21 protein-coding genes are annotated in these 23,602 nt (G+C 70.0%); 4 read left to right on the plus strand and 17 right to left on the minus strand.

Going from position 1 to position 23,602, the window contains the following annotated elements:
* From GUY59_RS24480 to GUY59_RS24515, 8 genes are all read right to left on the minus strand, one after another.
* Window positions 1-882 (minus strand): serine hydrolase (locus GUY59_RS24480; protein ID WP_138202042.1); only part of this gene is annotated, 882 nt, incomplete at its 3' end.
* Window positions 883-997: 115 nt separating this feature from the next.
* Window positions 998-1,870, minus strand: coding sequence for an alpha/beta hydrolase (locus GUY59_RS24485; RefSeq protein ID WP_138202041.1), 873 nt, complete (start codon window positions 1,868-1,870; stop codon window positions 998-1,000).
* A gap of 15 nt (window positions 1,871-1,885) precedes the next feature.
* On the minus strand, window positions 1,886-3,280 hold the full coding sequence (locus tag GUY59_RS24490) for an NAD(P)/FAD-dependent oxidoreductase (protein ID WP_132341094.1): 1,395 nt from the start codon (window positions 3,278-3,280) through the stop codon (window positions 1,886-1,888).
* A 44-nt stretch (window positions 3,281-3,324) separates the two neighbouring features.
* A complete protein-coding gene (locus GUY59_RS24495) occupies window positions 3,325-4,110 on the minus strand; it encodes an ABC transporter permease (protein ID WP_138202040.1) in 786 nt (261 codons plus the stop codon).
* Window positions 4,107-4,958: an ABC transporter permease gene (locus GUY59_RS24500; protein ID WP_138202039.1), complete on the minus strand. Its 852-nt coding sequence runs from the start codon at window positions 4,956-4,958 to the stop codon at window positions 4,107-4,109. Before GUY59_RS24500 ends, GUY59_RS24495 begins: the two co-directional genes overlap by 4 nt.
* A 9-nt stretch (window positions 4,959-4,967) precedes the next feature.
* On the minus strand, window positions 4,968-6,161 hold the full coding sequence (locus tag GUY59_RS24505) for a polyamine ABC transporter substrate-binding protein (protein ID WP_138202038.1): 1,194 nt from the start codon (window positions 6,159-6,161) through the stop codon (window positions 4,968-4,970).
* A 30-nt stretch (window positions 6,162-6,191) separates the two neighbouring features.
* Window positions 6,192-7,259, minus strand: coding sequence for an ABC transporter ATP-binding protein (locus tag GUY59_RS24510; protein WP_138202037.1), 1,068 nt, complete (start codon window positions 7,257-7,259; stop codon window positions 6,192-6,194).
* Between the two features lie 21 nt (window positions 7,260-7,280).
* Window positions 7,281-8,714: a gamma-aminobutyraldehyde dehydrogenase gene (locus tag GUY59_RS24515; RefSeq protein WP_138202036.1), complete on the minus strand. Its 1,434-nt coding sequence runs from the start codon at window positions 8,712-8,714 to the stop codon at window positions 7,281-7,283.
* Window positions 8,715-8,984: 270 nt separating this feature from the next.
* Here GUY59_RS24515 and GUY59_RS24520 point away from each other — a divergent pair, with 270 nt between their 5' ends.
* Entirely contained in the window at window positions 8,985-9,476 is a 492-nt protein-coding gene (locus GUY59_RS24520; RefSeq protein WP_132341082.1) for an Lrp/AsnC family transcriptional regulator, read from the plus strand.
* Window positions 9,477-9,504: 28 nt separating this feature from the next.
* Here GUY59_RS24520 and GUY59_RS24525 read toward each other — a convergent pair whose 3' ends face one another.
* From GUY59_RS24525 to GUY59_RS24565, 9 genes are read right to left on the minus strand one after another with little or no spacing between them, the layout of a single operon-like run.
* On the minus strand, window positions 9,505-10,383 hold the full coding sequence (locus GUY59_RS24525) for a hypothetical protein (protein ID WP_138202035.1): 879 nt from the start codon (window positions 10,381-10,383) through the stop codon (window positions 9,505-9,507).
* Between the two features lie 31 nt (window positions 10,384-10,414).
* Complete coding sequence (locus GUY59_RS50820) at window positions 10,415-13,156, minus strand: glycoside hydrolase family 38 C-terminal domain-containing protein (protein ID WP_138202034.1); 2,742 nt, start codon at window positions 13,154-13,156, stop codon at window positions 10,415-10,417.
* On the minus strand, window positions 13,153-14,241 hold the full coding sequence (locus GUY59_RS24535) for a Gfo/Idh/MocA family protein (RefSeq protein WP_138202033.1): 1,089 nt from the start codon (window positions 14,239-14,241) through the stop codon (window positions 13,153-13,155). The genes GUY59_RS50820 and GUY59_RS24535 overlap by 4 nt, the downstream gene beginning before the upstream one ends.
* A 5-nt stretch (window positions 14,242-14,246) precedes the next feature.
* On the minus strand, window positions 14,247-15,146 hold the full coding sequence (locus GUY59_RS24540; protein ID WP_138202032.1) for a TIM barrel protein: 900 nt from the start codon (window positions 15,144-15,146) through the stop codon (window positions 14,247-14,249).
* A gap of 25 nt (window positions 15,147-15,171) precedes the next feature.
* Window positions 15,172-16,356, minus strand: a complete 1,185-nt coding sequence (locus GUY59_RS24545; protein WP_252375015.1) for a CehA/McbA family metallohydrolase — start codon at window positions 16,354-16,356, stop codon at window positions 15,172-15,174.
* Window positions 16,353-17,417 (minus strand): ABC transporter ATP-binding protein, encoded by a 1,065-nt coding sequence (locus GUY59_RS24550; RefSeq protein ID WP_138202031.1) that lies wholly within the window; start codon window positions 17,415-17,417, stop codon window positions 16,353-16,355. Before GUY59_RS24550 ends, GUY59_RS24545 begins: the two co-directional genes overlap by 4 nt.
* Entirely contained in the window at window positions 17,417-18,235 is an 819-nt protein-coding gene (locus GUY59_RS24555; RefSeq protein WP_132335427.1) for a carbohydrate ABC transporter permease, read from the minus strand. The genes GUY59_RS24550 and GUY59_RS24555 overlap by 1 nt, the downstream gene beginning before the upstream one ends.
* Window positions 18,232-19,164: a carbohydrate ABC transporter permease gene (locus tag GUY59_RS24560; RefSeq protein ID WP_132335425.1), complete on the minus strand. Its 933-nt coding sequence runs from the start codon at window positions 19,162-19,164 to the stop codon at window positions 18,232-18,234. Before GUY59_RS24560 ends, GUY59_RS24555 begins: the two co-directional genes overlap by 4 nt.
* On the minus strand, window positions 19,139-20,530 hold the full coding sequence (locus GUY59_RS24565; RefSeq protein ID WP_171055433.1) for an extracellular solute-binding protein: 1,392 nt from the start codon (window positions 20,528-20,530) through the stop codon (window positions 19,139-19,141). The genes GUY59_RS24560 and GUY59_RS24565 overlap by 26 nt, the downstream gene beginning before the upstream one ends.
* A 249-nt stretch (window positions 20,531-20,779) precedes the next feature.
* On the opposite strand from GUY59_RS24565, the gene iolC reads away from it, so the two are divergent.
* The 3 genes from iolC to iolB are packed head-to-tail and all read left to right on the plus strand — an operon-like array spanning window position 20,780 to window position 23,552.
* Window positions 20,780-21,775, plus strand: coding sequence for a 5-dehydro-2-deoxygluconokinase (gene iolC / locus GUY59_RS24570; RefSeq protein ID WP_252375014.1), 996 nt, complete (start codon window positions 20,780-20,782; stop codon window positions 21,773-21,775).
* Window positions 21,772-22,677, plus strand: a complete 906-nt coding sequence (locus GUY59_RS24575; protein ID WP_236667456.1) for a Cgl0159 family (beta/alpha)8-fold protein — start codon at window positions 21,772-21,774, stop codon at window positions 22,675-22,677. Before iolC ends, GUY59_RS24575 begins: the two co-directional genes overlap by 4 nt.
* Window positions 22,674-23,552, plus strand: coding sequence for a 5-deoxy-glucuronate isomerase (iolB, locus tag GUY59_RS24580; RefSeq protein WP_138202030.1), 879 nt, complete (start codon window positions 22,674-22,676; stop codon window positions 23,550-23,552). Before GUY59_RS24575 ends, iolB begins: the two co-directional genes overlap by 4 nt.
* Window positions 23,553-23,602 lie beyond the last annotated feature (50 nt).

Here is a 23,602-nt window from a genome sequence, read left to right on the forward strand (position 1 = left end):
AGTGTAGGTGGGGGACAGGCTGTCGAGGCGGGCGCCGATCGTGCGGGCCACCCGTTCGATGGTCTGGACGCCGGCGCCGTGGCCGGGCTGCTGGTCGGTCTGGACCGACAGGAGCAGGTCGCGGCCTTGGCCCTGGATGCGGCCGTAGCTGGTGACGGCCCACGTGTTGTGGATGAAGGGGCGCGGGGTCCAGCCGTTCTTCAGCGCCACCCGGTCGCCGGGGCGGGCGGCGGCGCTGACGCCCCACGCCTGCTCCTTGTGCACCCGGCTCATCAGGCCCAGCAGCAGGTGGCGGTCGGAGGCGCGCAGGCCCTTGCCGCCGTTGACCAGGACGCCCAGCAGACGCAGGCGGTCGGCGGGGCTGGTGGTGGTGCCGCCCCAGTAGATGCCCGGCCCCGACGCGGTCTCCCGCATGCCCAGTCGCCGGTAGAACTCGCTCATGGCGCCCCCGCCGCCGACCCGCGACCAGAGGGCGTCGGCGGCCTTGTTGTCGCTCTCGGTGATCATGCGTTCGGCGAGGTCGCTCTCCGACGGGCTGAGGCCGCCGGCGTGGCGGCGCTGGAGCAGCGCGGCGAGGATGTCCACCTTGGCGCCGCTGGCGGTGATGAGGTCGTGCCGGTGTTCCCCCTGGCCGAGGGTGACGCCGGTGACGAGGTCGTGCGCGCCGTAGACGATGCGGCCCGGGCGGGTGCTCAGGTAGCGGGCGAGGTGGTGTTCGAGGCGCTGGCGGGCCGCGCGTGCGGCCCGTTTGTCCGGAAATTTCATGACGCATCGCGCCACCTTGACCGGTGCCCGCACTGCGACGGGCACGGTCGGCGTGCGTTCGGCGCCGCACCCGGCCACGAGCGCCAGCGCCACCCAGGCCGCCCACTTTGTACGCATGCGCAACCCCCCGTCGACTTTGCGGGGGTTACGGGGGTCATGCCCGGCTTGGCGACCTGACCCATCACAACCGGTACTTTCCTGGACAGACCTTCAGCTCATCCTTGCCGAGCGGTCACAGACGCGCCTCCAGGAAGGCGGCCGTCGCGTCCACGGCCCGGGTGACGTACGGCTCCTGGTCATAGAGGTCGATGTGCCGCTTGGCGTCCACCCAGACGAGCTCCTTCGGCTCGTCGAGCCGCTTGTACACCTCCTCGGCCCCCTCCGGCGAGCAGAACCGGTCGACGATCCCGTGCACGATCAGCGCCGGCTTCGGGGACAGGAAATCGGCCCCCATCATGTGGTCCATCGTGATCAGCTCGCGCACGCTCGCCCTGGTCACCTCGTTCACCCAATGGGGCGAGGCGCCGCGCGCGGTGCCGTAGTAGGCGTACGGCTCGTCGCCCGGCATCGCGGACTCGCCGCCCTCGGCGACGGCCGGCATGTACGTGACGGGCCCGCCCTGGTCCTGCAGTTCCAGCACCTCCGTGTACGAGCCCAGCGCGGCCTGGTAGTCCATGCCCGTCCGCATGGCGTAGGGGTTGGCGTACGCCCCGGCGATGCCCACAAAAACCCGCACACGGGGGTCAAAAGCAGCAAATTTCAGAGCATATCCGCCTCCCAGGCAGATCCCCACCACCCCGACCGGCTCGGCGTTCACCTCCGGCCGCGACCGCAACCACGACACCGCCGCCCGCAGATCGTGCAGCTTGCCCTGCGGATCCTCATGCCGGCGCGGCTGCCCGCCCGACTCGCCCCAGTTGCGGTGGTCGAAGGACAGCGTGACGTAGCCCCGTTCCGCCAGCCGGGCCGCGTACAGACCGGTGACCTGATCGCGCACCCCGGTGAACGGACCCGTGAACACCAGCCCTGGACGCGGGCCCGCGCCGTCCGGAACCCGCAGGTCACCGATCAGGGTGAGGCCGTCGACGGCGAATTCTGCTTTCATACGCCCAAGTCTGCGCTATGAGTCGAACCCCAGCCCCATCCGGTCGAGAGCGCGCAACCACAGGTTGCGCCTGCCCTGGTGCCGGTCGGCGCGGGCGATCGACCACCGGGTGAACTGGATCACCCCCGACCGCACCGGCTCGGGCGGGAACGGGATCGGCTTCTCCTTCACCATCCGCAGCTCGGTGCGCTCGGTGCGCTCGCCCGCCAGTAGGTCCAGCATGACGTTCGCGCCGAACCTGGTGGCCCCGACCCCCATGCCGGTGAAGCCGGCCGCGTAGACCAGCCGGCCGCCGTGCGCACGCCCGTAGAAGGCGCTGAACCGGCTGCAGGTGTCGATTACGCCACCCCACCGGTGGCTGAAGCGCACGTTCGCGAGCTGCGGGAACGTGGCGTAGAAGTGCTCGGCGAGCTTGACGAACGTCGCGTCGCGCTGGTCGTACTCCTGCCTGACCAGGCCGCCGTTGTAGTAGACGGCGTCGTAGCCGCCCCACAGGATGCGGTTGTCGTCGGTCAGCCGGTAGTAGTGGAACCGGTTGCCCGAGTCGCCGACGCCCTGCCGGTTGCTCCAATTCACCTCGGCGAGCTGGGCCGGGGTCAGCGGCTCGGTCATCAGCACGTAGTCGTAGACCGGGACCACGAAGTGGCGCAGCCGCCGCAGCAGCGGCGGGAACACGCCCGTGCCCAAGGCCACCTGGCGCGCGGCGGCCGTGCCGTACGGCGTGCGCAGGGTGATCGTCGTGCCGTCGTCGTGCAACGAGCGCACCGGGCTGCGCTCGTGCACGCGTACGCCGAGCCGCAGGCACGCGTCCCGCAGCCCCCACGCCAGCCGGGCGGGGTCGACCATGGCGCAGCCGCTGCGCTCCCACAACCCGCCCAGGTAGGTCGGCGAGTCGACCTGGGCCCGCACCTGATCCCGGTCGAGCGGCACGTAGTCGAGGCCCAGCTCGTCGATCAGCTCCTGGTGCTCGTTCAGGCCGTCGAGCTGCCATGGCTCGGTGGCCACGTGCAGCTCGCCCGTACGCTCGAACGAGCAGTCGATGCGGTAGCGCCACAGCGTGCGCTCGATCTCGTCGAGGTTGGTCACGCCCATGCGCTCCAGCCGGTCGATCTCCTCCGGCCACCGTTCCAGACCGTTGGCCAGGCCGTGGGTGAGCGTCGCCATGCAGAAACCGCCGTTGCGGCCGCTGGCCGCCCAGCCGATCCTGCGCCCTTCGAGCAGGACGACGTCGATCGACGGGTCGCGTTCCTTGGCCATCAGGGCCGTCCACAGGCCGGAGAAGCCGCCGCCGACGACGACCAGGTCGGCGGTGGTGTCGCCGGCCAGCCGCGGGGCCGGCTCGGGCCTGAACGGGCTGTCCAGCCAGTACGGCCTGCGCTCAGCGTCAGCCAGCGCCTGCAGCGGATCCACACTTCCACATCCCTACGATCCTCTCGCGGACCCCGGCCCAGTGGTCAGGCCCGCCGCCTGGCCACGACCGCGTTGGCGACGGCGATCAGCACCCCGACGCCGAAGATGAGCGTACCCATGACGTTGACCTGCGGCGGGATGCCGGTCTTCACCGCACCGACGATCCACAGCGGGAAGGTCACGGTCGAGCCGTTGACGAAGCTGGTCACCACGTAGTCGTCGATCGACAGCGCGAACGACAACATCGCGCCCGCCATCACCGCGGGCATGATCGACGGCAGCGTCACCTGCCGGAACGTGCCCCAGGCCGTGGCTCCCAGGTCCCTGGCCGCCTCCTCCAGCGACAGGTCGAGCGTGACGATCCGCGCCCGCACGGTCACCACCACGAAGGACAGCGAGAACAACACGTGCGCGATGATGATCGTGTTCGCGTCGCGCGGCACGTTGCCCGAGACGAACAACGACAACAGCGACGCTCCCATGACCAGTTCGGGCGTGGAGATGGCGGCGAAGACCAGGAAGTTCGTGACGCCCTTGGCGCGGAAGCGGTGGCGGCCGAGCGCGAGCCCGAGCATGGTGCCGAGCACGACGGTGATGACGGTGCTGACCAGGGCGATGACCAGGGAGTTGAGCAGCGCCACGGTCAGGTCGGAGATCTCGAACAGCTCGGCGTACCACCGGAGGGTGAAGCCCTGCCAGGTGGTGTTGGACTTGCTCTGCTTGTCGTTGAACCCGAACAGGATCATCACGGCGATCGGCGCCGACAACCACACGATGACCAGCCACGTGTAGGCGTGCAGCAGCCGGTCGCCGAGCGCGCCGCGCCTCATCGGGCCGCCGCCTCTAGCACGTTCTCCGTCCCGAGCGCCCTGGCGTAGGCGAAGATCCCCACCAGCAGGACCGCCATCAGCGTGAACGACAGCGCGGATGCGGTCGGGTAGTCCAGGTTGACCAGGTATTCGGTCTGGATGTTGTTGCCGATCATGGTGTTGCCCGTACCGCCCAGGATCTGCGCGTTGATGGGGTCGGCCGTGGCGGGCACGAACGTCATGAGCACCCCGGCGAAGACTCCGGGCAACGACAGCGGCAGCACCACCCGGCGGAAGGCTCCCGCGCGCGTGGCGTACAGGTCCTGGGCGGCCTCCACCACCCGCGGGTCCACCCGCTCCAGCGCCACGTAGATGGGCAGGATCATGAACGGCAGGAAGTTGTACGTCAGCCCGCCCACCACGGCGAGCGTCGTGGCGAGCACGTGGAAGTCGTCGGGCAGGAGCCCCCAGTCCTTCAGCGTGCCGAAGAGGATGCCGTTGTCGGCCAGCAGGAAGTTCCACGAGATCGTCCGCAGTACAAACGACACGAAGAACGGCAGCAGCAGCAGGAACAGGTACATCGACTTGCGGTCGCCGCCCTTGAAAGCGATCCAGTAGGCCACGGGATAGCCGATGAGCAACATGGCCGCGGTCGCGAGCGCGCCGTACACGAGCGAGCGGAGCAGTTGGGTGCTGTACCTGCCGAGCGCGTCCCCGTAGTTGGAGAAGCTGAACGTCATGGCGTAGCCGTCGTAGGCGTTGCCGGTCTGCAGGGAGACCGAGGCCATCGCGACCATGGGCACGACCAGGAAGATCGCGAGCCACATCCAGCCGGGCAGCGCGAGGAGGTAGGGGGTGAGCCGCCGCATGGTCCGCGCCTACGCCTGGGTGATCGACTGGAAGATCGGGTTGAACACCTGCTCCTGCTCGTTGGTCAGGGTGGTGTACGTGCGCAGCTTGGCGTAGTCGGCCTCGCTCGGGAACATGAGCGGGCTGTCGATCATGGCGTCGAGCGCCTTCTTCTCCTTGGCCCCGGCCGTCTTGGCCTGTTCCCTGAACAGGTCCTGGACGGCGGGGACGGGCGTGACGAACTGGATGAACTCATCCAGCTCGGCGGCCACGGCGGGCTGGTAGAGGTAGTCCATCAGCATGAGCGCGTCGAGAGGATTGGCCGCTCCCTTGGGAATGAGCATGTTGTCGGTCCAGATCGTGCCGCCCTCCTCGGGCACCACGAACGCGACGGGCTCGCCGGCGAGCTGGCGCTGGAAGACGTCGCCCGACCAGGCCATGGTCACCCAGACATCGCCCTTCGACACGGCATCGATATACCCTTGATCATAATATTTCCGCACAAGTCCGGCATCGCGCTGCGCCTTGAGCTTCTCCCCGGCCTTCTTCCAGTCAGCCTCCGTCGACTTCTCCGGGTCGACGCCCACCGCGAACATGCCGAAGTTGCCGATCTCCTGGGCGTCGTTCATCATCCCGACCCGCCCCTTGTACCGGGGATCGAACAACGCCTCGATGCTCGTGATCTCCTCTTTGACGTGGTCGGTGTTGTACGCGATCCCGGTCACACCCGACGCGTACGGGACCGTGTACTTGTTGCCCGGGTCATAGGAGCGCTCCTTGAACTTCTGGCCCGCGTTGGCCTGGAAGTTCGGCAGCCGCGTGTGGTCGAGCGGCACCGCGTAGCCGAGCTCGAGCATGTGCTGGAGCTGCACGCCGTTGGTCATGACGACGATGTCGTAGCCCAGCGACTGCCCGGCGCGCAGCACGGGGTCGGCCTTGCCGAAGAAGTCCGCGTTCTCCTGGATGACCTCCTTGTACTCGTACGCGATGCCGGTGTCCTTCTTGAACCGCTCGAGCGGGCCCTTGTCCCCCGGCATGTACTCGGGCCAGTTGGCGAAGACGACCTTGCCGTTCTTGGTCTGCTTCGCCCAGAAGTCCTTGACGGCGTCCGCCTTGGGCGGAGCGGCCTTCTGCCCCTGCACGCCGCAGGCGGCCAGGGCAAGCCCGGCGGCCGAGTAACCGGCGAGCCGGAAGACGTCACGTCGGGTGCGGGATCGGCCCATGAGGCGATGTGGGGGGTTCATGAGGCGCTGTCAACTTCCAATCACGTACGAGTGCTGCGCCTGCCACGACAGCCAGACGGAGTCTCCCCGCTCCGCCGCGGCCAGCGAGTCATGCGCGTTCTGCCGGAAAACGGTGATGTCCGCCCCGTCCGCGAGGCTCACGGAATAGCTGGTGTAGGTGCCGAGGTAGACGACCTCGGCGACGGTCCCGCGTACGCCGCTCAGCTCCGGCCCCGGCTCGTCCTGCCCGATGGCGATCTTCTCAGGGCGTACGGTCACCGACACCTCACCGTCGTGCCCTGGCACCAGCACCCGGCCGCCGCGGACCTTCATCTCGCCGCCGGTCGCGGTGCCCGCGAGCAGGTTGGAGGTGCCGATGAAACCCGCGACGAACGCGGTCGCGGGCCGTTCGTAGATGTCGCGCGGCCTGGACAGCTGCTCGACCAGGCCGTCGTTCATGACGGCGATCCGGTCGCTCATGGTGAGCGCCTCGTTCTGGTCGTGGGTCACGTACACGAAGGTGATGCCGACCTCGCGCTGGATGCGCTTCAGCTCGATCTGCATGGCCTGGCGCAACTTCAGGTCGAGCGCGCCGAGCGGCTCGTCGAGCAGCAGCGCCCGCGGGCGGTTGACCAGGGCCCTGGCCAGCGCCACGCGCTGCTGCTGGCCGCCGGACATCTCGCGCGGCCGGCGTTTCTCCCTGCCGGCCAGGTCGACGATCTCCAGCATCTCGCCGACCCGCCGCCTGATCTCCTCCTGCGGCGTCCTGCGCTGTTTCAGGCCGAACGCCACGTTGTCCCAGACGCTCATGTGCGGGAAGAGGGCGTAGGACTGGAAGACCATGTTGACGTCACGCTTGTTCGGCGGGACGTCCGTGACGTCGTGGCCGTGCAGCTTCACCAGGCCCTTCGTGGGCGCCTCGAAGCCGGCGACCATCCTCATGGTCGTGGTCTTGCCGCAGCCGGACGGGCCGAGGAGGGAGAAGAACTCCCCCTCGGCGATGTCCAGTGTCACGCCTTTGACCGCCTGGACGACCTCACCATGCGAGAGGTACTCCTTGACGACGTCCTCTAGCTCGATTGCCGATAGCCCGGTCATGTCCAGGTTTCGCCCTTGCCGCTATTCGCCGATGTAGTGCATGACGTGCTTCACCCTGGTGTAGTCGTGCAGCCCGAACACCGACAGATCCTTGCCGTATCCGGAATGCTTGAAGCCGCCGTGCGGCATCTCCGAGATGAACGGGATGTGCGTGTTCACCCAGACCGTGCCGAAGTCCAGCCCGTTGGACATCCGCATGGCGCGGCCGTGGTCGGAGGTCCAGACCGAGCCGCTCAGGCCATATCTCACGTCGTTGGCCTTGGCCAGTGCGTCGGCCTCGTCGGTGAACGTCTGCACGGTGATCACGGGGCCGAAGACCTCGTTCTGGACGATCTCGTCGTCCTGCCTGAGCCCGTCGACGACCGTGGGGGCGAAGAAGTAGCCCTTGTCGCCGACACGCTCGCCGCCGGTGAGGACCGTGGCGTGCTCGGGCAGCCTGTCGATGAAGCCCTGCACCCTGGCCAGCTGGTTCTCGTTGTTGAGCGGCCCGTACAGCGCGTCCTCGGTGTCGAGGCCGCCGGTCACCGTGGCGGCGGCGGCCTCGGTCAGCGCGGCCACGAACTCGTCGTGCACGCTCTCCTGCACCAGCACCCGGCAGGCGGCGGTGCAGTCCTGGCCGGCGTTGTACAGACCGGCCTCGGCGATGCCGGCGGCGGCCTTGCTCAGGTCCTTCACGTCCTCGAAGACCACGACCGGCGCCTTGCCGCCGAGCTCCAGGTGCACCCGCTTGAGGTCGTCGGCGGCGCTCCTCGCCACCGACATGCCCGCGCCGACCGAGCCGGTGATGGCGACCATGGAGGCGGTCGGATGGCCCACCACGAGGGCGCCCGTCTCGCGGTCGCCGGTGACGACGTTGAAGACGCCGGCGGGCAGCACCGAGCCGAGGATCTCGGCGAGCTTGAGCGTGGCGACCGGGGTGGTGTCGGACGGCTTGAGCACGATCGTGTTGCCGGCCGCGAGCGCGGGGGCGATCTTCCAGACCGCCATCATCACCGGATAGTTCCACGGCGTGACCTGGCCGACCACGCCGATCGGCTCGTGCCTGATGACACTGGTGTGCTCGGCGAGGAACTCACCCGCCGTCGGGCCCTCCAGCGTGCGGGCCGCGCCCGCGAAGAAGCGGAAGTGGTCGGCCGCGACCGGCGTCTCGTCCTCGGCCATGCGGGCGCGCGGCTTGCCGGTGTCGCGGCATTCAGCCTCGTTGATCTCGTCGGCCCGCGCCTCGATCGCGTCGGCGACCTTCAGCAGCAGGTTGGCCCGGTCACCCGGGGTGGTCTTCCCCCACGACTCGAACGCCGCGGCAGCGGCGGCGAAGGCCGCGTCGACGTCGTCCTGCGCGGACACCGGGGCCTGAACGTAGGCCTCGCCCGTGCACGGGTCGATGATGTCGGAGAACCGGCCGCTCTTGGCGTCCACGAACTCGCCGTTGACATAGTTCTGCAGACGGGTCGTCATGCGCCCTCCTTCGTCGGTCGCCTGACCCAGGTGCTGTGGCTATGGATGACCTCGGCAAGCTCGGTCATGAATGACCTCCTCGTGAGGTGGCTGAGATGCCCGCGACTCTTACAGAGCGGTCGCAGCGAAACAAGGGATTTCGTGGTGAATATATCAAATTGCTACGAATTCGCTTGACAGTCGACCGGGAACTGACAACATGTCGCACCAGGACGGCATCCCAGCGGGAACACCACCGCCATGCCGGACCGCTAGGAGGAACCACAGCCGATGACCACGCCGCCGCGCGTACGCCGCTCCGCCTCCCGCCCAGGGCCCGTGGTGCTCGACGACCTGTCCAAGCAGATCATCGAGCAGTTGCAGGCCGACGGGCGCATGCCGTACGCGGCGATCGGGAAGGCGGTCGGACTCTCGGAGGCCGCGGTGCGCCAGCGCGTCCAGCGGCTGCAGGACGCCGGCGTCATGCAGATCGTCGCTGTCACCGACCCTCTCACCCTGGGCTTCCCGCGCCAGGCCATGATCGGCGTCACCTGCGAGGGCGATCTCGAGTCGGTGGCCGACGAACTGGCGGCGATCGAGGAGATCGACTACGTGGTGCTCACGGCCGGTTCGTTCGACGTGATCGTGGAGGTGGTGTGCGAGGGGGACGGGCACCTGCTGGAGATCCTCAGCAAGATCCGCGCCATCCCCGCCGTACGCGCCACCGAGTCGTTCGTCTACCTGAAACTCCGCAAGCAGACCTACTCCTGGGGCACCCGCTGACCGACCTGGCGGCGGGCTCCCGCGGGGCTCAACCGAAGACCTGCTCCGCACAGTCGGCCGTGAGCGCCCGCTGGAACCACTCCTCCAGCACCGCCGTGTCCATGCACGACGTGATCCGCGCCCGCACCTCCTCGGACACCTCGATGCCCCGCGCCTTGAGCAGCATCTGCAGCAGCTTCGCCTCACCTATGGCCTGGCCTTTGGCCTGGCCTTTGGCCTCGCCCTCGGCGAGGAGGCTCTCGGCGAACTCCCCCTGGTACGGATGTGTCAGCATAGCCATAAGGTTCCCCCATTCCTTCTGGGCGACGCCAGTCAGAGAGACGTAGATGTACTGACCGTATCGCCCGGCCAGCTTCTGATCGATTTTGCTGAGGGCCGCATCCAACGTGCTCAGGACTTCTTTGATCAACGGGTCCTGGGACTTGGTGACGGCGGAGATGACGGCCAGACCGATGTTGCCCAGCGCCTCGGCCACGTCGGTGATGAGTGGGGTGTTGTCGGGCCCGATCACCAGTGGATTGAGCACGAGTCCCGGGTGGCCGGTCTCTATGGGCTTGGCCGCCCAGCGTGCTATCTGGCGATCGGGGCAGATGACGGTCAGGACGACCTGGCAATGCTCGCGCGCCCGGAAGTTGGCGATGTATTCCAGCCACGAATAGTGCTTGTCGTCGTCCTGGCCACGCTGCGTCTCGATGATGACGCCGAGCTTGTCTCCGTCCTCGCCGTAGAGGAGGGCGCCGTCGGCCCGGCAGACCGCAGGAACGGCTTCGGACAGGTCGGGCGAGGCCAGCCTGGCCTCGCCCGTCTCGGGTATTCGTAGATCGAACAGCGCGCGCAGCCCCTGCGCGGTGTGCCCGAGATCGAGGGTGACGAGCTTGGTCAGCCCTTCGTGTTGGGGAGTGATCACGGGGGCGGCATTACTATATGTGTTCTAAAGATTACCCAGAGTTGACGAGATGGACCGTGGCGATCTCCCAGGGCTTCAGTGGCAGGCGGAGGGTGCCGTCCGTGACCGGGAGGGGGTCGCCGGGGCGGCCGCGCAGGTCGGCGTGCGTGGCCTCGGTGAAGTCGCCGGTGATCACGGCCTCCGTGTCGCCGGGCGTGAGGGCGACCACCCGCAGTTCGTGCCGGCCGTCCCGGTCGCGCAGGGAGGTCATCGTCACGCCCTTGCCCGTCACCGTCAGGCCCGCCGCCGGTGCGGGCAGGGGGAGGTCCCGCGGGCCCTGGCCGGGCACCGCCAGCAGGTCGTGGCGGAAGACCTCCGCCTGGGGCACGACCTCCTCCCACGACCCCTGGTACGGCATCAGCGCCAGGCTCACCTTGCGCACCCCGCGCGACTGCGCCGCAGGGGTCGGGAGCTGGGGGCCGGCCGGTTCGGGACGGAGGGGGTTGCGGTTGCGGGACAGGTAGCCGACGGAGCGCAGCAGGGTGAGGGCCAGCTCGGAGCCGTCCACGACCTCATATTCCGTCACGTGTTCCAGCAGCGCCGCCACGCCGCCCGCGGCCACCCAGGACGAGGCGGGGAAGGTGGGCAGCGGGGTCTCGCCGCAGCCTCCCTCGGGGGTCAGCCCGCGGGTGGTCACCGCGAACTGCCCCTCCGCGTACGACTCCGTGGCCCGTTCCGGCAACGGCACGTGCAGGCGCACCCGGTGGTCGGAGCAGCGGTTGTCGAACTCGACGTCGAGCCGGACGAAGGGCTCACCGGCGCGCAGCTCGACCCGGGTGGTGACGACGATCTCCTCGGCCTCGGGCGTCCGGCTGATGGCGGGGAGTTCCGGTGCCCCGTCGATGCCGCCGCCGGCGGCCGGCCACCGGTACGTGCGGCGCACGTCCACCCTGGCCACCAGGGGCCCTGAGGTCATGAGCTCGGTCTCGACCGACACGGGCTCGTCCACGATCAGGTCGGCGGGCGGGGGCGCGTAGTTGTAGGTGTCCCCGACATCGCCTCCGTCGACGATGCGGCCGGCGCCGCTGACGGTGGTGCCGTCCTTGCCGACCAGTGTGAGCGTGCCGTCGCCCGCGATCGTGACGCGCAGCAGGCCGTTGTCCAGCACCTCTTCGCCGCCGCGGACGGGCAGGGCGGCCGAGTCGGACCTGAGCCAGCAGGACGGGTCGTGCTCCGAGGGCATGTGGGTCTCGCGGGTGGGCGTGCCGAAGGCCTGTTCGTGCGGCACGGGCCGGACGCTCGTGTGGCCCAGCGGCGGGACCTCGACGAGGGCGGCGACCGTGCGCCGGGGTTCGGCGAAAATGCGTACGCGGGTCACGCCGTCCAGTTCGCCGTGCAGGTCGTCGACGTCGAAGGTCGTCTGCGTCTCGTGGGCCACGGTGAACGTCAGGGTGTCGCCCTCGACCGACCAGGACGTGATCTGCTGGCCGTACAGCTCGGTGCCGTGGACGAAGCTCAGTGCGGTGGCCGGGTCCATCTCGTCGTCCAGCAGCAGCGTGGCCGCGTATTCCAGCGGCTGGATGGGCACGGGCGTGCCGGAGGCGTCCACCAGGGGGTCGTGGCCGGGCACGTCCACGACGACCACGCCGCGCCTGGGGGCGGGCGTCGGGTTGACGACGAGTACGCCGCCGGACGGCACCGCGGCGGCCAGCCTGGCGGTCACCATGTCACGTACGGCCTGGCCGAGGTGCTCGGCCTCGGCGATGCGCGCGGCGACCTGCTGGGCGGTGTCGTCGACGCCGCATCCGGTCACCGAGTCGTGGCCGCTGGCGTCGACCAGCCGCCACCAGGCCATGTCGAGGAAACGTCCTGGCCACTCCTCGCCCCAGAGCGTGGCCAGCGGCTCGGCGTAGCGCTCGACCATCCGCTCGGCGCGGCCCATGGCCTGCTTGACGTGGGCGCGGACGGAGATCACGCCGGGGAGGATGTTGGCGCGGGCGTGCGAGCGCAGCTCTCCGCGGACCTCGGGCAGGCCGTCCACCTCACCCGAATAAGCCCCGATATATCCGGACAAGGTGTCCATGCGGGCGCCGATCGCCGCCACCATCTCCGGCAATCCTCGTACGGGCGCGGAGTGGTCCGTGCCGTACATCGCCAGCAGCGAGCCCTCGGACCCGTGCCACTCGCGCATCGTCCTGGTGAACGCCTCCGCCCGCTCCTTCAGCCCAGCCGGATCGTGGAACAGGTGGGCCCCGTTGCCGTAGCCGCCGGCGGGGAGATACTGGGCACGCACCGCCGTGCCGTCGGGCGCGACCCAGGCGAAGGCGTCGGTGGTCACCGAGGACGGCACCCCTCGGTAGACGCAGGCGTGCAGCAGCCCCGCCCGGCGCAGGATCTGCGGCATCTGCGCCGCGTGCCCGAACATGTCGGGGAGGTAGCCGACCGGCATGGCCCCGCCGAGCTTGTCGGCCCTGGCCATGCCCAGTTCGAGGTTGCGGACGATGTTCTCGCCCGAGCACAGGAACTCGTCGAGCAGGATCTGCCACGGCCCCACGGCCAGGCGTCCCGACTCGACCAGCGCGGCCACCCGGTCGCGGTTCTCCGGGCGCACCTCCAGGTAGTCGTCCACGCAGGCGAGTTGCCCGTCGAGGGTGAAGTGGTAGGCGGGCTCGCGCTCCATCGTGTCGAGCACCTCGTCGAGCAGCGCCACCAGGCGCAGCCGGAAACGCTGGAACGGTTCGTACCACTCCCGGTCCCAGTGTGTGTGCGGTACGACCACGATCTCCGTGCTCACGCTGCTTCCCCTCCCACGGGCAGTCCCTGCTGTACGGCGTAGCGGGCGGCGATCCGCTGAGCCGTCACGATGTCCTCGAGCGCGCCGCCCGCGTCGGTGAACGGCGGCTCGCCATCGTTCACGAAAGCATGGAAGGCGGCCAGTTGTACTTCGAACGCCTCGGTCACGTCACGCCAATGGGTACGGCTCTCGCCGCCCTCGCCACCGGAGACGACGGTGAGCGTGGTGGGGGCGTTCATCAGATAGGGCGCGGGGAACACGAGTTCGAGCGAGCCGTGGTCGTGGTGGACGGCCACGGTCTCGCGGTAGGCGGGGTAGTCCTCCAGGTAGTGCCAGCGGATGCCGAACCGGCCGCGGACGGGCAGCGGCCCGGAGATCTCGATGGACCCGGGCGCGGGACCCCAGATGTCGACATACGAAATTTCGGTCGGCGACCCGGTAAAGCGCCTCAGGAGCGACAGGTCGTGGCAGATGGAGCCGAGCGACACCCCGTACAGGTTCCGTACCGGCTCCGGCGCCGGCTCCCCCAGCGCCCGCGAGACCAGCTCCCTCTCGGCGGCCCGCAGCGAGGCCAGCAACCCGGGGTCCACGTCGCGCGCCTGCGTCAGGTTGGCGAAGGCGAGCTGCGACTCCCCGCTGGGATGCAGCACGACCACCTCGACCGACCTGATCGCCTCGGGCCCGCCCAGCTCGGCCAGCAGCTTCTCGGCCCTGCGCACCGCCGGGTCGTACTGCTTCATGTAGCCGACCATCAGCCGCCCCTCGGGCAGCGCCGCCACCTCGGCCCTGGTCAGGGCGAGCGGCTTCTCGCACAGGACGGCGTACCCGGCGGTCATCGCCTGCCGCACGGCCTCGCCGTGCGAGCCGGACGCCAGCATGACGACGGCGTCGAAGCCGCCGTCGGCCAGCATCTCCTCCAGCGCGGTGTACCGCCTGGCGGCTCCCAGCCGGTCGCCCACCGCGTCGGCCAGCGTCCGCGACAGGTCGCAGACGGCGCTCACCTCGAACAGGTCACGCCGCCTCGACAACAACGGCACGTAGACCGCCTGGGTGACGGCTCCGCAGCCCACCAGGGCGATTCTCACCTGTGTCAAAGTCCCAGTTCCCTCAGTCGCTCGCGGTTGGCGGCCTGGTCGGCGATGTTCTGGGCGACCGTGCGGCGGCCCGGCAGCGTGTCCTGCTCGACGATGACCCAGCCCTCGTAGTCGATCTCGTCGAGCGCCGCGATCACACCGGCCAGGTCCAGCTCGCCCTCGCCGAGGGAGGCGAACCCGCCGCGGCCCATGAGCTCGCGCAGGTCGACGCCGTCGTCCAGGGCCTGGGCCAGGATCTTGGTGTCGCCGTCCTTGATGTGCACGTGGCCGACCCGGCCGGCCCACTCACGCAGCTTCGTCACCGGGTCTCCCCCGCCGAGCAGGAGGTGGCCGGTGTCGAGGCAGAGCTCCACGTCGGTCAGTTCCAGCAGCCGCTCGACGTCGTCGGGGGTCTCGACGTACGTGCCGAGGTGAGGGTGGAAGGCGGGCTCGAACCCGCGCTCGCGGCAGCGGCCGACCGCCTCCTGCACGCGGGCGGCGTATGCGGGCCACTCGGAGGACGGCAGCCCTGGAACGCTCCCACCCGGGCGGGCGAACCTCTCGGGCGAGCCGGAGCAGCCCAGCGTGGGCCGCGGTGCCAGATGCTCGGGCGCGGGCGGCGCGGCGGCGAACACGTCGAGCGCCGTCTCCAGCGCGCCCAGCCCCTCGCGGAACGCCTCGGCGTCGTTGTAGCGCAGGTCGGCCCAGCCGCCGGCGAGGAGCATGCCGTCGAGCCGTTCGGCCAGGCCGGCGCCGGTGCCCAGGTAGCCGACCGGGCCGAGGTCGATGCCCTCGTAGCCGGCGTCGGACAGCGCGCCGACCATCCGGTCGGCGCTCAGCGGCGGCGGCGCGTCGCTCAGCTCGAACACACCGAAGCTCACCGGCGCGTTGGCGACCTTCCGCACTCGCGTGCTCATGACCTCACTCCGTTCGTCGTCACGTTCACTCGCATAGCGCGATCACCTCGTTCTCGTACGTTTCCAGCCGGTGGCGCCCCTCGATCGCGGGCAGGAGCGTACGGTCGCCCCGCACGACCCGGCGCCGGCCGTCGGGGGCCACGAGCACGAGGCCGTCGGCGTCCAGCGCGAGCAGCTCGTCGCCCAGCCTGAGCAACAGCGGCGCGTCGGGACCGGCGGAGACGGCGGTGCGCCCGGCGCGTACGCCGTCGAGCACCGTGCTCGTGTCCTCGGCCAGCACCCACGTCGTCGGCGCTCCGGGCAGACCGTCGGTGCCGTGGCGGTGGAAGTCGCTGCCGCCGATCACGGTCAGGTCGGCCCGCCAGGCGTCGGCCCAGGCGAGGGGCGCGCCCCAGCGGCGGTCCCACCAGCCGGAGTGCCACACCTCGGCGATCACCGGCCGGCGTTCGATCGGCAGCAGCCAGGCGCAGTCGCCGCCGAGCGGGTGGTTGACGGACATCAGCCCGCCCGCGCGCTCGGCGTGCTCGGCCCAGGAGTCGGCGGGCAGCCGGAAGTCCACCCAGCCGACGTCGCCGAACACGTTCGCGTGGCCCCGGTCGGTGGTGACCTCCTGACCGGGGATGAGCGTGATCCCCCTGTCGATCTTGGCCAGCCAGGGGTGGTGGCTGACGGTGTTGTGGTCGGTGACGGCCAGGAAGTCGAGGCCCCTGCCGTGGGCGAGCTCGGCCAGCTCGGGAATGCTCAGGCTGCCGTCGCTGTGCAGGGTGTGGGCGTGGAAGTCGCCCGCGAACCAGCGCAGGCCGCCGGCGTCGGGGATGCCGCGCCGCGCCGGTCGCGCGCCGTGCGGCGGCTCCGCCACCTCCGGCTCCGGCGGCACCACGGTCGCGGTGGTGATCTCCAGCGTGTAGTCGAGGCCCTGCGGCGGGATCCGATGCAGCCGCAGCCACACGTGCCACGTGCCCGCCTCGGGCTCTCCCCGCAGGTAGCCGGGGGTGGCCCAGTCCCCGCTGATCGTGTACGTGTCCCGCGCGCCGCCCGACCAGCCGCGGAAACCGGTGGGCGAGGCGCACCCGAGGTCGATGACGCCCTGCGAGGTGTCGTAGGCCAGCCGCACGGTCACGGCGGCCGTCCCCGCGCGCACCTCGAAGGGCACCTCGCGCAGGATCTCCTCCAGCCTGTCGTCCAGGCTCCAGCGGCCTTCGATGATCACACCAGCTCACCGTCCCGGTAGACGAGGGCCCGGTCGCGGCGCGGCAGCGCGTGGCCGTCGTCGCCGACGGTGGGTTCGCTGCCCTCGGGCACGACGGCCTGCACCAGCACGTCGTTGACGTCGAGCGTCACCAGGTGGGACGCGCCCAGGTTCTCCACGATGGCCACCTTCCCGCTCAGCGCGCCCTCCGCGGGCCCGGCCGAGTAGGCCATGTACTCGGGCCGCACGCCGTAAACGATCTTCTCCCCGCCGGTCAGCCGTCCCTCGGCGGAGGCGGGGACCGACACCTTGCGGCCGGCGACCTCCAGCGTGTCACCTCGTACGGCGCCGTCCAGCAGGTTCATCGGGGTCGAGCCGATGAACCCGGCCACGAACGTGTTGGCGGGCCGCTGGAACACCTCGGCCGGGGTGCCGATCTGCCGGATGTGCCCGGCTTCCATGACGGCCATCCGGTCGGCCATGGCCAGCGCCTCGGCCTGGTCGTGGGTGACGAAGACGGTGGTGACGCCCAGTTCGCGCTGGAGCTTCTTGAGGAACGTACGGGCTTCGAGCCGCAGGCGGGCGTCCAGGTTGGACAGCGGCTCGTCGAACAGGAACGCCTGCGCCTGCGTGGCCATCACCCTGGCCAGCGCGACCCGCTGCTGCTGGCCGCCGGACAGCTGGCCGGGCCGGCGGTCCATGAGGCGTTCGAGGCCCAGCCGCGCGCCGACCTCCTCCGCCTTCTCGCGGCGCGCACCCTTGGCGACCTTCTTGATCCGCAGCGGGTAGGCGATGTTGTCCGTGACGTCCATGTGCGGGAACAGCGCGTAGTCCTGGAACACCATGGCGACGTCGCGGCCGCCCGGCTGCACCCCGGTCACGTCGCGGTCGCCGATGACCACGGCGCCGCCGGTGGCGGTCTCGAGGCCGGCGATCGTGCGCAGCAGGGTGGTCTTGCCGCAGCCGGAGGGGCCGAGCAGGGCGAAGAACTCACCGTCGGGGATGTCGAGGTCGAGCGAGTCGAGCGCTTTCACCCCGCCGGGATAGACCTTGGTCAGCCCGCGTAGTTCGATGGCGGCCATTAACGCTTGATCCCTCCGTGGAAGCGGAAGCCGTACTTTTTGCTGACGAACAGGTACATGAGCACCACGGGAATCGAGTAGAGCAGGCCGAACGTGGACAACATGCTGAGGTTGGCCTGGCCGCCCTCGGTGTAGAGCGTGTACGTGATCACCGCGGCCGGCTGCTTCTCGACGTCGCTCAGCAGCAGGTACGGCATCAGGAAGTTCCCCCACACGTTGGCCAGCGACCACACCGCGATCGTCGCCAGCCCGGGACGCACCACGGGGACGACCACGTGCCGGACGATCTGCAGCGGCGAGGCCCCGAAGACCCGCGCCGACTCCTCGTAGGACTTCGGCGTGGAGTCCATGAAGTCCTTCAGCATGAAGATCGCCGCGGGCAGCAGGCCGCCGGTCAGGATGAGGATCAGCCCGAGCTGCGAGTCGATCAGGTTCAGCTCGACCGCGAGCTGGAACAGCGGCACCATGGCCGCCGTGCCGGTGATGATCGACGACAGCAGCAGCAGCGCGTAGAGCAGGGCGTCCCTGCCGGGCAGGCGCACCCGGCTCAGCGCGTACGCGGCCAGCGCGGCGAGCAGCACGACCAGCACGGCGGTGCCGACGGACAGGATGAGGGAGTTGTAGAGCGACGGCAGCGCGTACGGGTGCTCGACGACCGCCTGGAAGTTGTCCCACGTGAAGTCGGGCACCTTGACCTCGTACGACGGGTCGGAGGTGAACGGCGCGGTCACCAGCCACAGCAGCGGGATGGTGAAGAAGGCCAGCAGCACCGCGATCAGCGTGGAGAAGCCGATCCGGCCGAGGACGAAGCGCGTCATTTCTTGCTCCGGAGCAGCCGCAGGTAGAAGACCGCGACGACCAGGTTGATCAGCAGGATGATCGTGGACACGGCGGCGCCGTACCCCAGTTCGCCGCTCTGCAGCGCGACCTTGTACACGTGCACGGCCAGCACCTCGGACCGGCCGTCGGGGCCACCGGCGGTGATGAGGAACGGGGAGAAGTCGTTGAACGTCCACAGGCTGATGAGCAGCAGGTTGGTCAGGATGTGGCCCCGGATGTGCGGGAAGACGACGTCCCTGAGCTGCTGCCAGCCGGAGGCTCCGGCCAGGCGGGCGCTCTCCAGGTGGGAGGGGGGCACGTTGCCGAGCGCGGCGCCGTACAACATCATCGAGAACGCGGTGCCGCGCCAGGTGTTGAAGACGATGATCGACAACATCGGGTGGTCGAGCAGCCACGGGAAGCCGGGAATGCCGAGCAGCGCGTTGAGCGTGCCGCCGTCGCGGTCGAGCAGCGCCACCCACAGGAACGACACGACGGCGCTCGGCAGGATCCAGGCCAGGATGACCAGGCCCTCGACCAGCCGTTTGAGCGGTCCCGCGCGGTCGCGCAACATCCAGGCGATCGAGAAGCCGAGCACGACCTGGCCGATGACGGCCGAGCCGAGCACGAACTGCAGGGTCAGCCAGGTCGAGTTCCAGAACGTGGGGTTGGAGACCGCGTCGAGGAGGTTGGCGAGCCCGACGAACTGCGGCTCGGCCGCGGCGGCGCCGGTCAGGCGGTAGTTGGTGAGCCCCAGGTAGAGCACCCAGAGCGCGGGGAACACGAGGAAGGCGGCGATGAGCAGCAGGGCGGGGGCGACGAACGCCCCTGCCCGCAGGTTGCCCAGGCCCGCCGCGTCAGAGCTGTAGCCGCGGCGGGTCCGCTCGTCTTCCTTGACGACCTCAGGAGGCGATGTTGCCTGCGCCACCGACGATTCCTTCGAGTTTCTTCTGGTAGGCGGCCGCCGCCTGGTCGGGCGGGGTGCCACCGACCACGGCCGCGGTGGCCTCCTGCAGTGCCGCCGACACCTGCGGGTAGACGGCGACGGGCGGCCGGTAGGCGGTCACCGGCAGCACCTTCTCGGAAATGTAGGTGAGCAGCGGCTCACCGGCGAGGATCTCCTTGTTGACGTCGGTGCGCGGGGTGACGCGTACGTTGCCGTCCTTGGTCTCCTCCTTCAGCGCCTCGGGCGAGAGCGTGAAGGCGAGCAGTTCGAAGGCTTCCTTCGGGTGCTCGCTGTTGGGGTTGACCGTGCGCAGCGCGCCGCCCGACATGCTGACGAAGTCCTGGCCGCGCAGGCCCTTGCCGGGCTCCATCGCGGGGATCATGGCGTAGCCGACGACCTGGTCGCGGTCGTCCATCTTCGCCACGCCGTCCTTGGGGTTGACGACGCCGCGCCAGAAGTAGTCGCCCTCCATGAGGATGCCGACCTTGCCCTCGGCGAACTGCTGGAACGACTTGTCGCGGCCCTTGGCCTCCTGCTGGAGCTTGGGGTCGCCGAGGCCGCCGCCGTAGATTTTCTGGTAGAGGCCGAGCGCGTCCTTCAGCGCCTGGGAGGCGCCGGTCCACTTGCCGTCCTGCTGCACCTCGCCGCCCGCGCCGGCGAGCAGCGGCAGCACGCCCTGCATCGAGGTGGCCTCGCCCATGGCGGTGCCGGCGTTGATCTGGATCGGCACGGGCACGCCCGCGGACTTCAGCTTCGTGCCCGCGTCGATGATCTCCTGCCAGCCCTTCGGCTGCCAGTCGGCGGGAAGGCCGGCCTGCTGGAAGAGCGCCTTGTTGAAGTAGAGCACCCGGCCGTCGGTGCCGACCGGCAGGGCGTACTTCTTGCCGTCGAACTCGGCCATGCCCTGGACGGCCTCGGGGATCTGCGACCAGCCGTCCCAGTTGTCGGCCTCCGGCCCGACCAGCTCCGACAGCGGCTTGATGTAGCCCGCCTCGGCGAACTCGCCGGCCCAGATCCCGTCGATGTCCATGACGTCCGCGCCCTTGCCTGACTTGAGGTCGAGGGAGAGCTTGGTCTTGTACTGTTCGTCGTCGACTCCGCTGGGGACGAACTTGACCGTGACGTCCTTTCCCTTCGCCTTCTGGGCGGCCTCGAACTTGGGGATCACCCAGTCCTCGATGAAGGTCGCCCCGGCCGCGTTCTTGCCGCCCTTGATGGCGTTCTGGGTGATGGTCAGCTCGATGGCCTCACCCTCTCCACCGCCGGACGAACTGCCGCACGCGGCGAGCCCCAGCCCGGCCGCGGCGAGGACCGCGACCACTCCCAGCGACCGTTTCCGCACTGCCATGCAAACCCTCCGACATGTCCTTAGGGGAGGAAGCCATGGGCCAATATGTCATGACATGCATATGACGTAAAGGCCCGCCCAAATCGCCCGTACGCTGTGTCTTTGCCCGGGGAAGAGGGGTCAGCCGTCCGACACTGCGAGGTGTGGCGCGCACGTTTCTGTGTGGGCACATAAGGCAACATAGCGGACATCCGAATGTCATGACAATATGCCATAGTGTCGAGAAGCTGAACTCTGGAGGTGCGTCAGGTGCAGACCCCGCTCCCCGCGGCAGGCCGCCCGCCCGGGCCCGCCGTGCACGACCTGATCACGATCGGCCGATGCGGCGTCGACGTCTACCCGCTGCAGACCGGCGTCGGCCTGGCCGACGTCGAGACCTTCGGCAAGTTCCTCGGCGGCAGCCCCACGAACGTCGCCGTCGCCGCCGCGCGCCACGGGCTGCGCCCCGCCGTGATCACCGCCGTGGGAGCCGACCCCTTCGGGGACTTCGTCCGGCGGGCGATCCGCGGCTTCGGCGTCGACGACGCCTACGTGAGCACCATCGAGGGCCCGCCCACGCCCGTCACGTTCTGCGAGATCTTCCCTCCCGACCACTTCCCCATCTACTTCTACCGCGGCGAGCATCCACCCGACCTGCGCATCACCCCCGACCTCCTCGACCTCGACGCCATCGCGGCCACGAGCCTGTTCTGGTTCTCGCTGACCGGCCTGAGCAAGGAGCCGAGCGCCGCCGCCCACGCCGCCGCCCTGTCGGCGCGCACCGCGGGATGGACGGTGTTCGACCTCGACTACCGGCCCAGCCTGTGGGAGTCACGGGAGGCCGCCCACAAGGCGGCGAGCCGGGCGCTGCCGCACGCCAACGTCGCGGTCGGCAACCTCGACGAGGTGGAGACCGCGGTCGGCGTACGCGATCCGGAGGCCGCGGCGCAGGCGCTGCTGGACGCCGGAGTGAAGGTCGCCATCGTGAAGATGGGCCCTGAAGGGGTCTTCGCCCGCACCGCCGAGGAGAGCACCCTGGTGGAGCCCGTGGAGGTCAAGGTGGTCAACGGCATCGGAGCCGGCGACGCGTTCGGCGGCGGCGTGTGCCTGGGGCTGCTGCGCGGTTGGCCGCTGGAGCGCACGATCCGCTTCGCCAACGCCGCAGGCGCCTTCGTCGCCGCCCGCCTGGCCTGCGCCGACGCCATGCCGGCGACGGCCGACGTGGAGGACCTGCTGAACGGCACCGAGAACGGGGATCGCTCTTGAGCGACATCACGCTGCCCAGGGCCGCCGGATACGCGCGGCTCACCCACATCCGCGCCACCAAGCCCGAGGAGATCGCCGAGGCGGCGGCCCGGCGGCAGCGACGCGGCATGCCCGGCGAGGGGGAGCGGCTGCTCGTCATCGCCGCCGACCACCCCGCCAGGGGATCGCTGGCCGTACGCGACCGCCCGCTGGCCATGGCCAGCCGCGCGGACCTGCTCGGCCGGCTCCAGACGGCACTCGCCAGGCCAGGAGTGGACGGCATCCTGGCCGCCCCCGACGTGCTGGAGGACCTGCTCCTGCTGGGGGCGCTGGAGGGCAAGCTGGCCTTCGGCTCCATGAACAGGGGCGGCCTGCAGGGCTCGGTGTTCGAGCTGGACGACCGTTTCACCGGCTTCGACGCGGCGGCCATCGACACCATGCGCCTCGACGGCGGCAAGATGCTCTGCCGCATCGACCCCGGCGACCACGCGACCGTGACGACGCTGGAGTCCTGCGCCCGCGCCGTCACCGACCTGGCCCGCAGGCGCCTGGTCGCCATGGTGGAGCCGTTCTGGTCGCTGCGCTCGGAGACGGGCTCCGTCCGCAACGACCTGTCGCCCGACGCGGTGATCCGCGCGATCAGCGTCGCCCAGGCGCTCGGCGTGACCTCGGCCTACACGTGGCTCAAGATCCCGGCCGTGGCGGAGATGGAGCGGGTGATGGCGGCCACCACGCTGCCCGCCTTGCTGCTCGGCGGCGACCCCCCGGACATCGACGCCGCCTACGCCGACTGGGACCGCGCGCTCGGCCTGCCGGGTGTGCGGGGGCTCGTCGTCGGGCGCGCTCTGCTCTACCCTCCGGACGACGACGTGGCAACCGCCGTGGACGGCGCCGCCGCCCTGGTTCGAGAGGTTCGCGCATGACATACCTTCCGTACGGCAAGTCCGCCAACGGCCCCTGGGCCGTGGAGATCACCCCGTCACTGGCCGGATGGACCTATTCGGGCCTGCGCGTGGCGAACCTGGCCGACGCCACGGTCTCCTTCGACACCGGCGAGGAGGAGATGCTCGTGCTCCCCCTGTCCGGCTCGTGCACGGCCGCCCTCACCCCATCCGCCTCCCCGCCTCCCGGCACGCGCGGGCCGGAGGCGGTGACGTACGAGCTGGCCGGGCGCTCCTCGGTGTTCGACGGCCCGTCCGACTTCGTCTACCTCCCGATCGGCACCCACGTGACGCTCAGGGGCGACGGGCGCATCGCGCTGCCCTCGGCCCGCGCCACCCGCGCGATGGAGCCCCGCCACGTGCCCGCCGCCGACGTCGCCGTCGAGATCAGGGGCGCGGGCCAGGCCAGCCGCCAGGTGAACAACTTCTGCTCCCCCGACGCCTTCGACTGCGACAGGCTCATGGCGGTCGAGGTGCTCACCCCCGGCGGCAACTGGTCGTCCTACCCGCCGCACAAGCACGACACCCCCAACCCGGGCGAGGCCGTGCTGGAGGAGATCTACTACTTCGAGGTCGCCGGCCGGGGCCTCGGCTACCAGCGCGTCTACTCCTCAGAACGCGGCCGCATCGACACCCTGGCCGAGGTCTCCTCCGGCGACGTCGTCCTGGTGCCGTACGGCTACCACGGGCCGTCCATGGCCGCGCCCGGCTACGACCTCTACTATCTGAACGTCCTGGCGGGCCCGGCGGAGCAACGTTCGATGGCGTTCTGCGACGACCCCGGCCACGCCTGGATCCGCTCGTCGTGGGAGTCCCAGCCCATCGACCCGAGACTCCCGTTCGGGAGGAGATCATGAGCGAGCTCGCCGACATGTCCCCGAGGCCGGCCCGCCGGCTGATGGAGGAG

Origin of the sequence: Nonomuraea sp. K271 (genome assembly GCF_009908215.1) — a bacterium.
In the GTDB taxonomy this organism is placed as follows: domain Bacteria; phylum Actinomycetota; class Actinomycetes; order Streptosporangiales; family Streptosporangiaceae; genus Nonomuraea; species Nonomuraea longispora.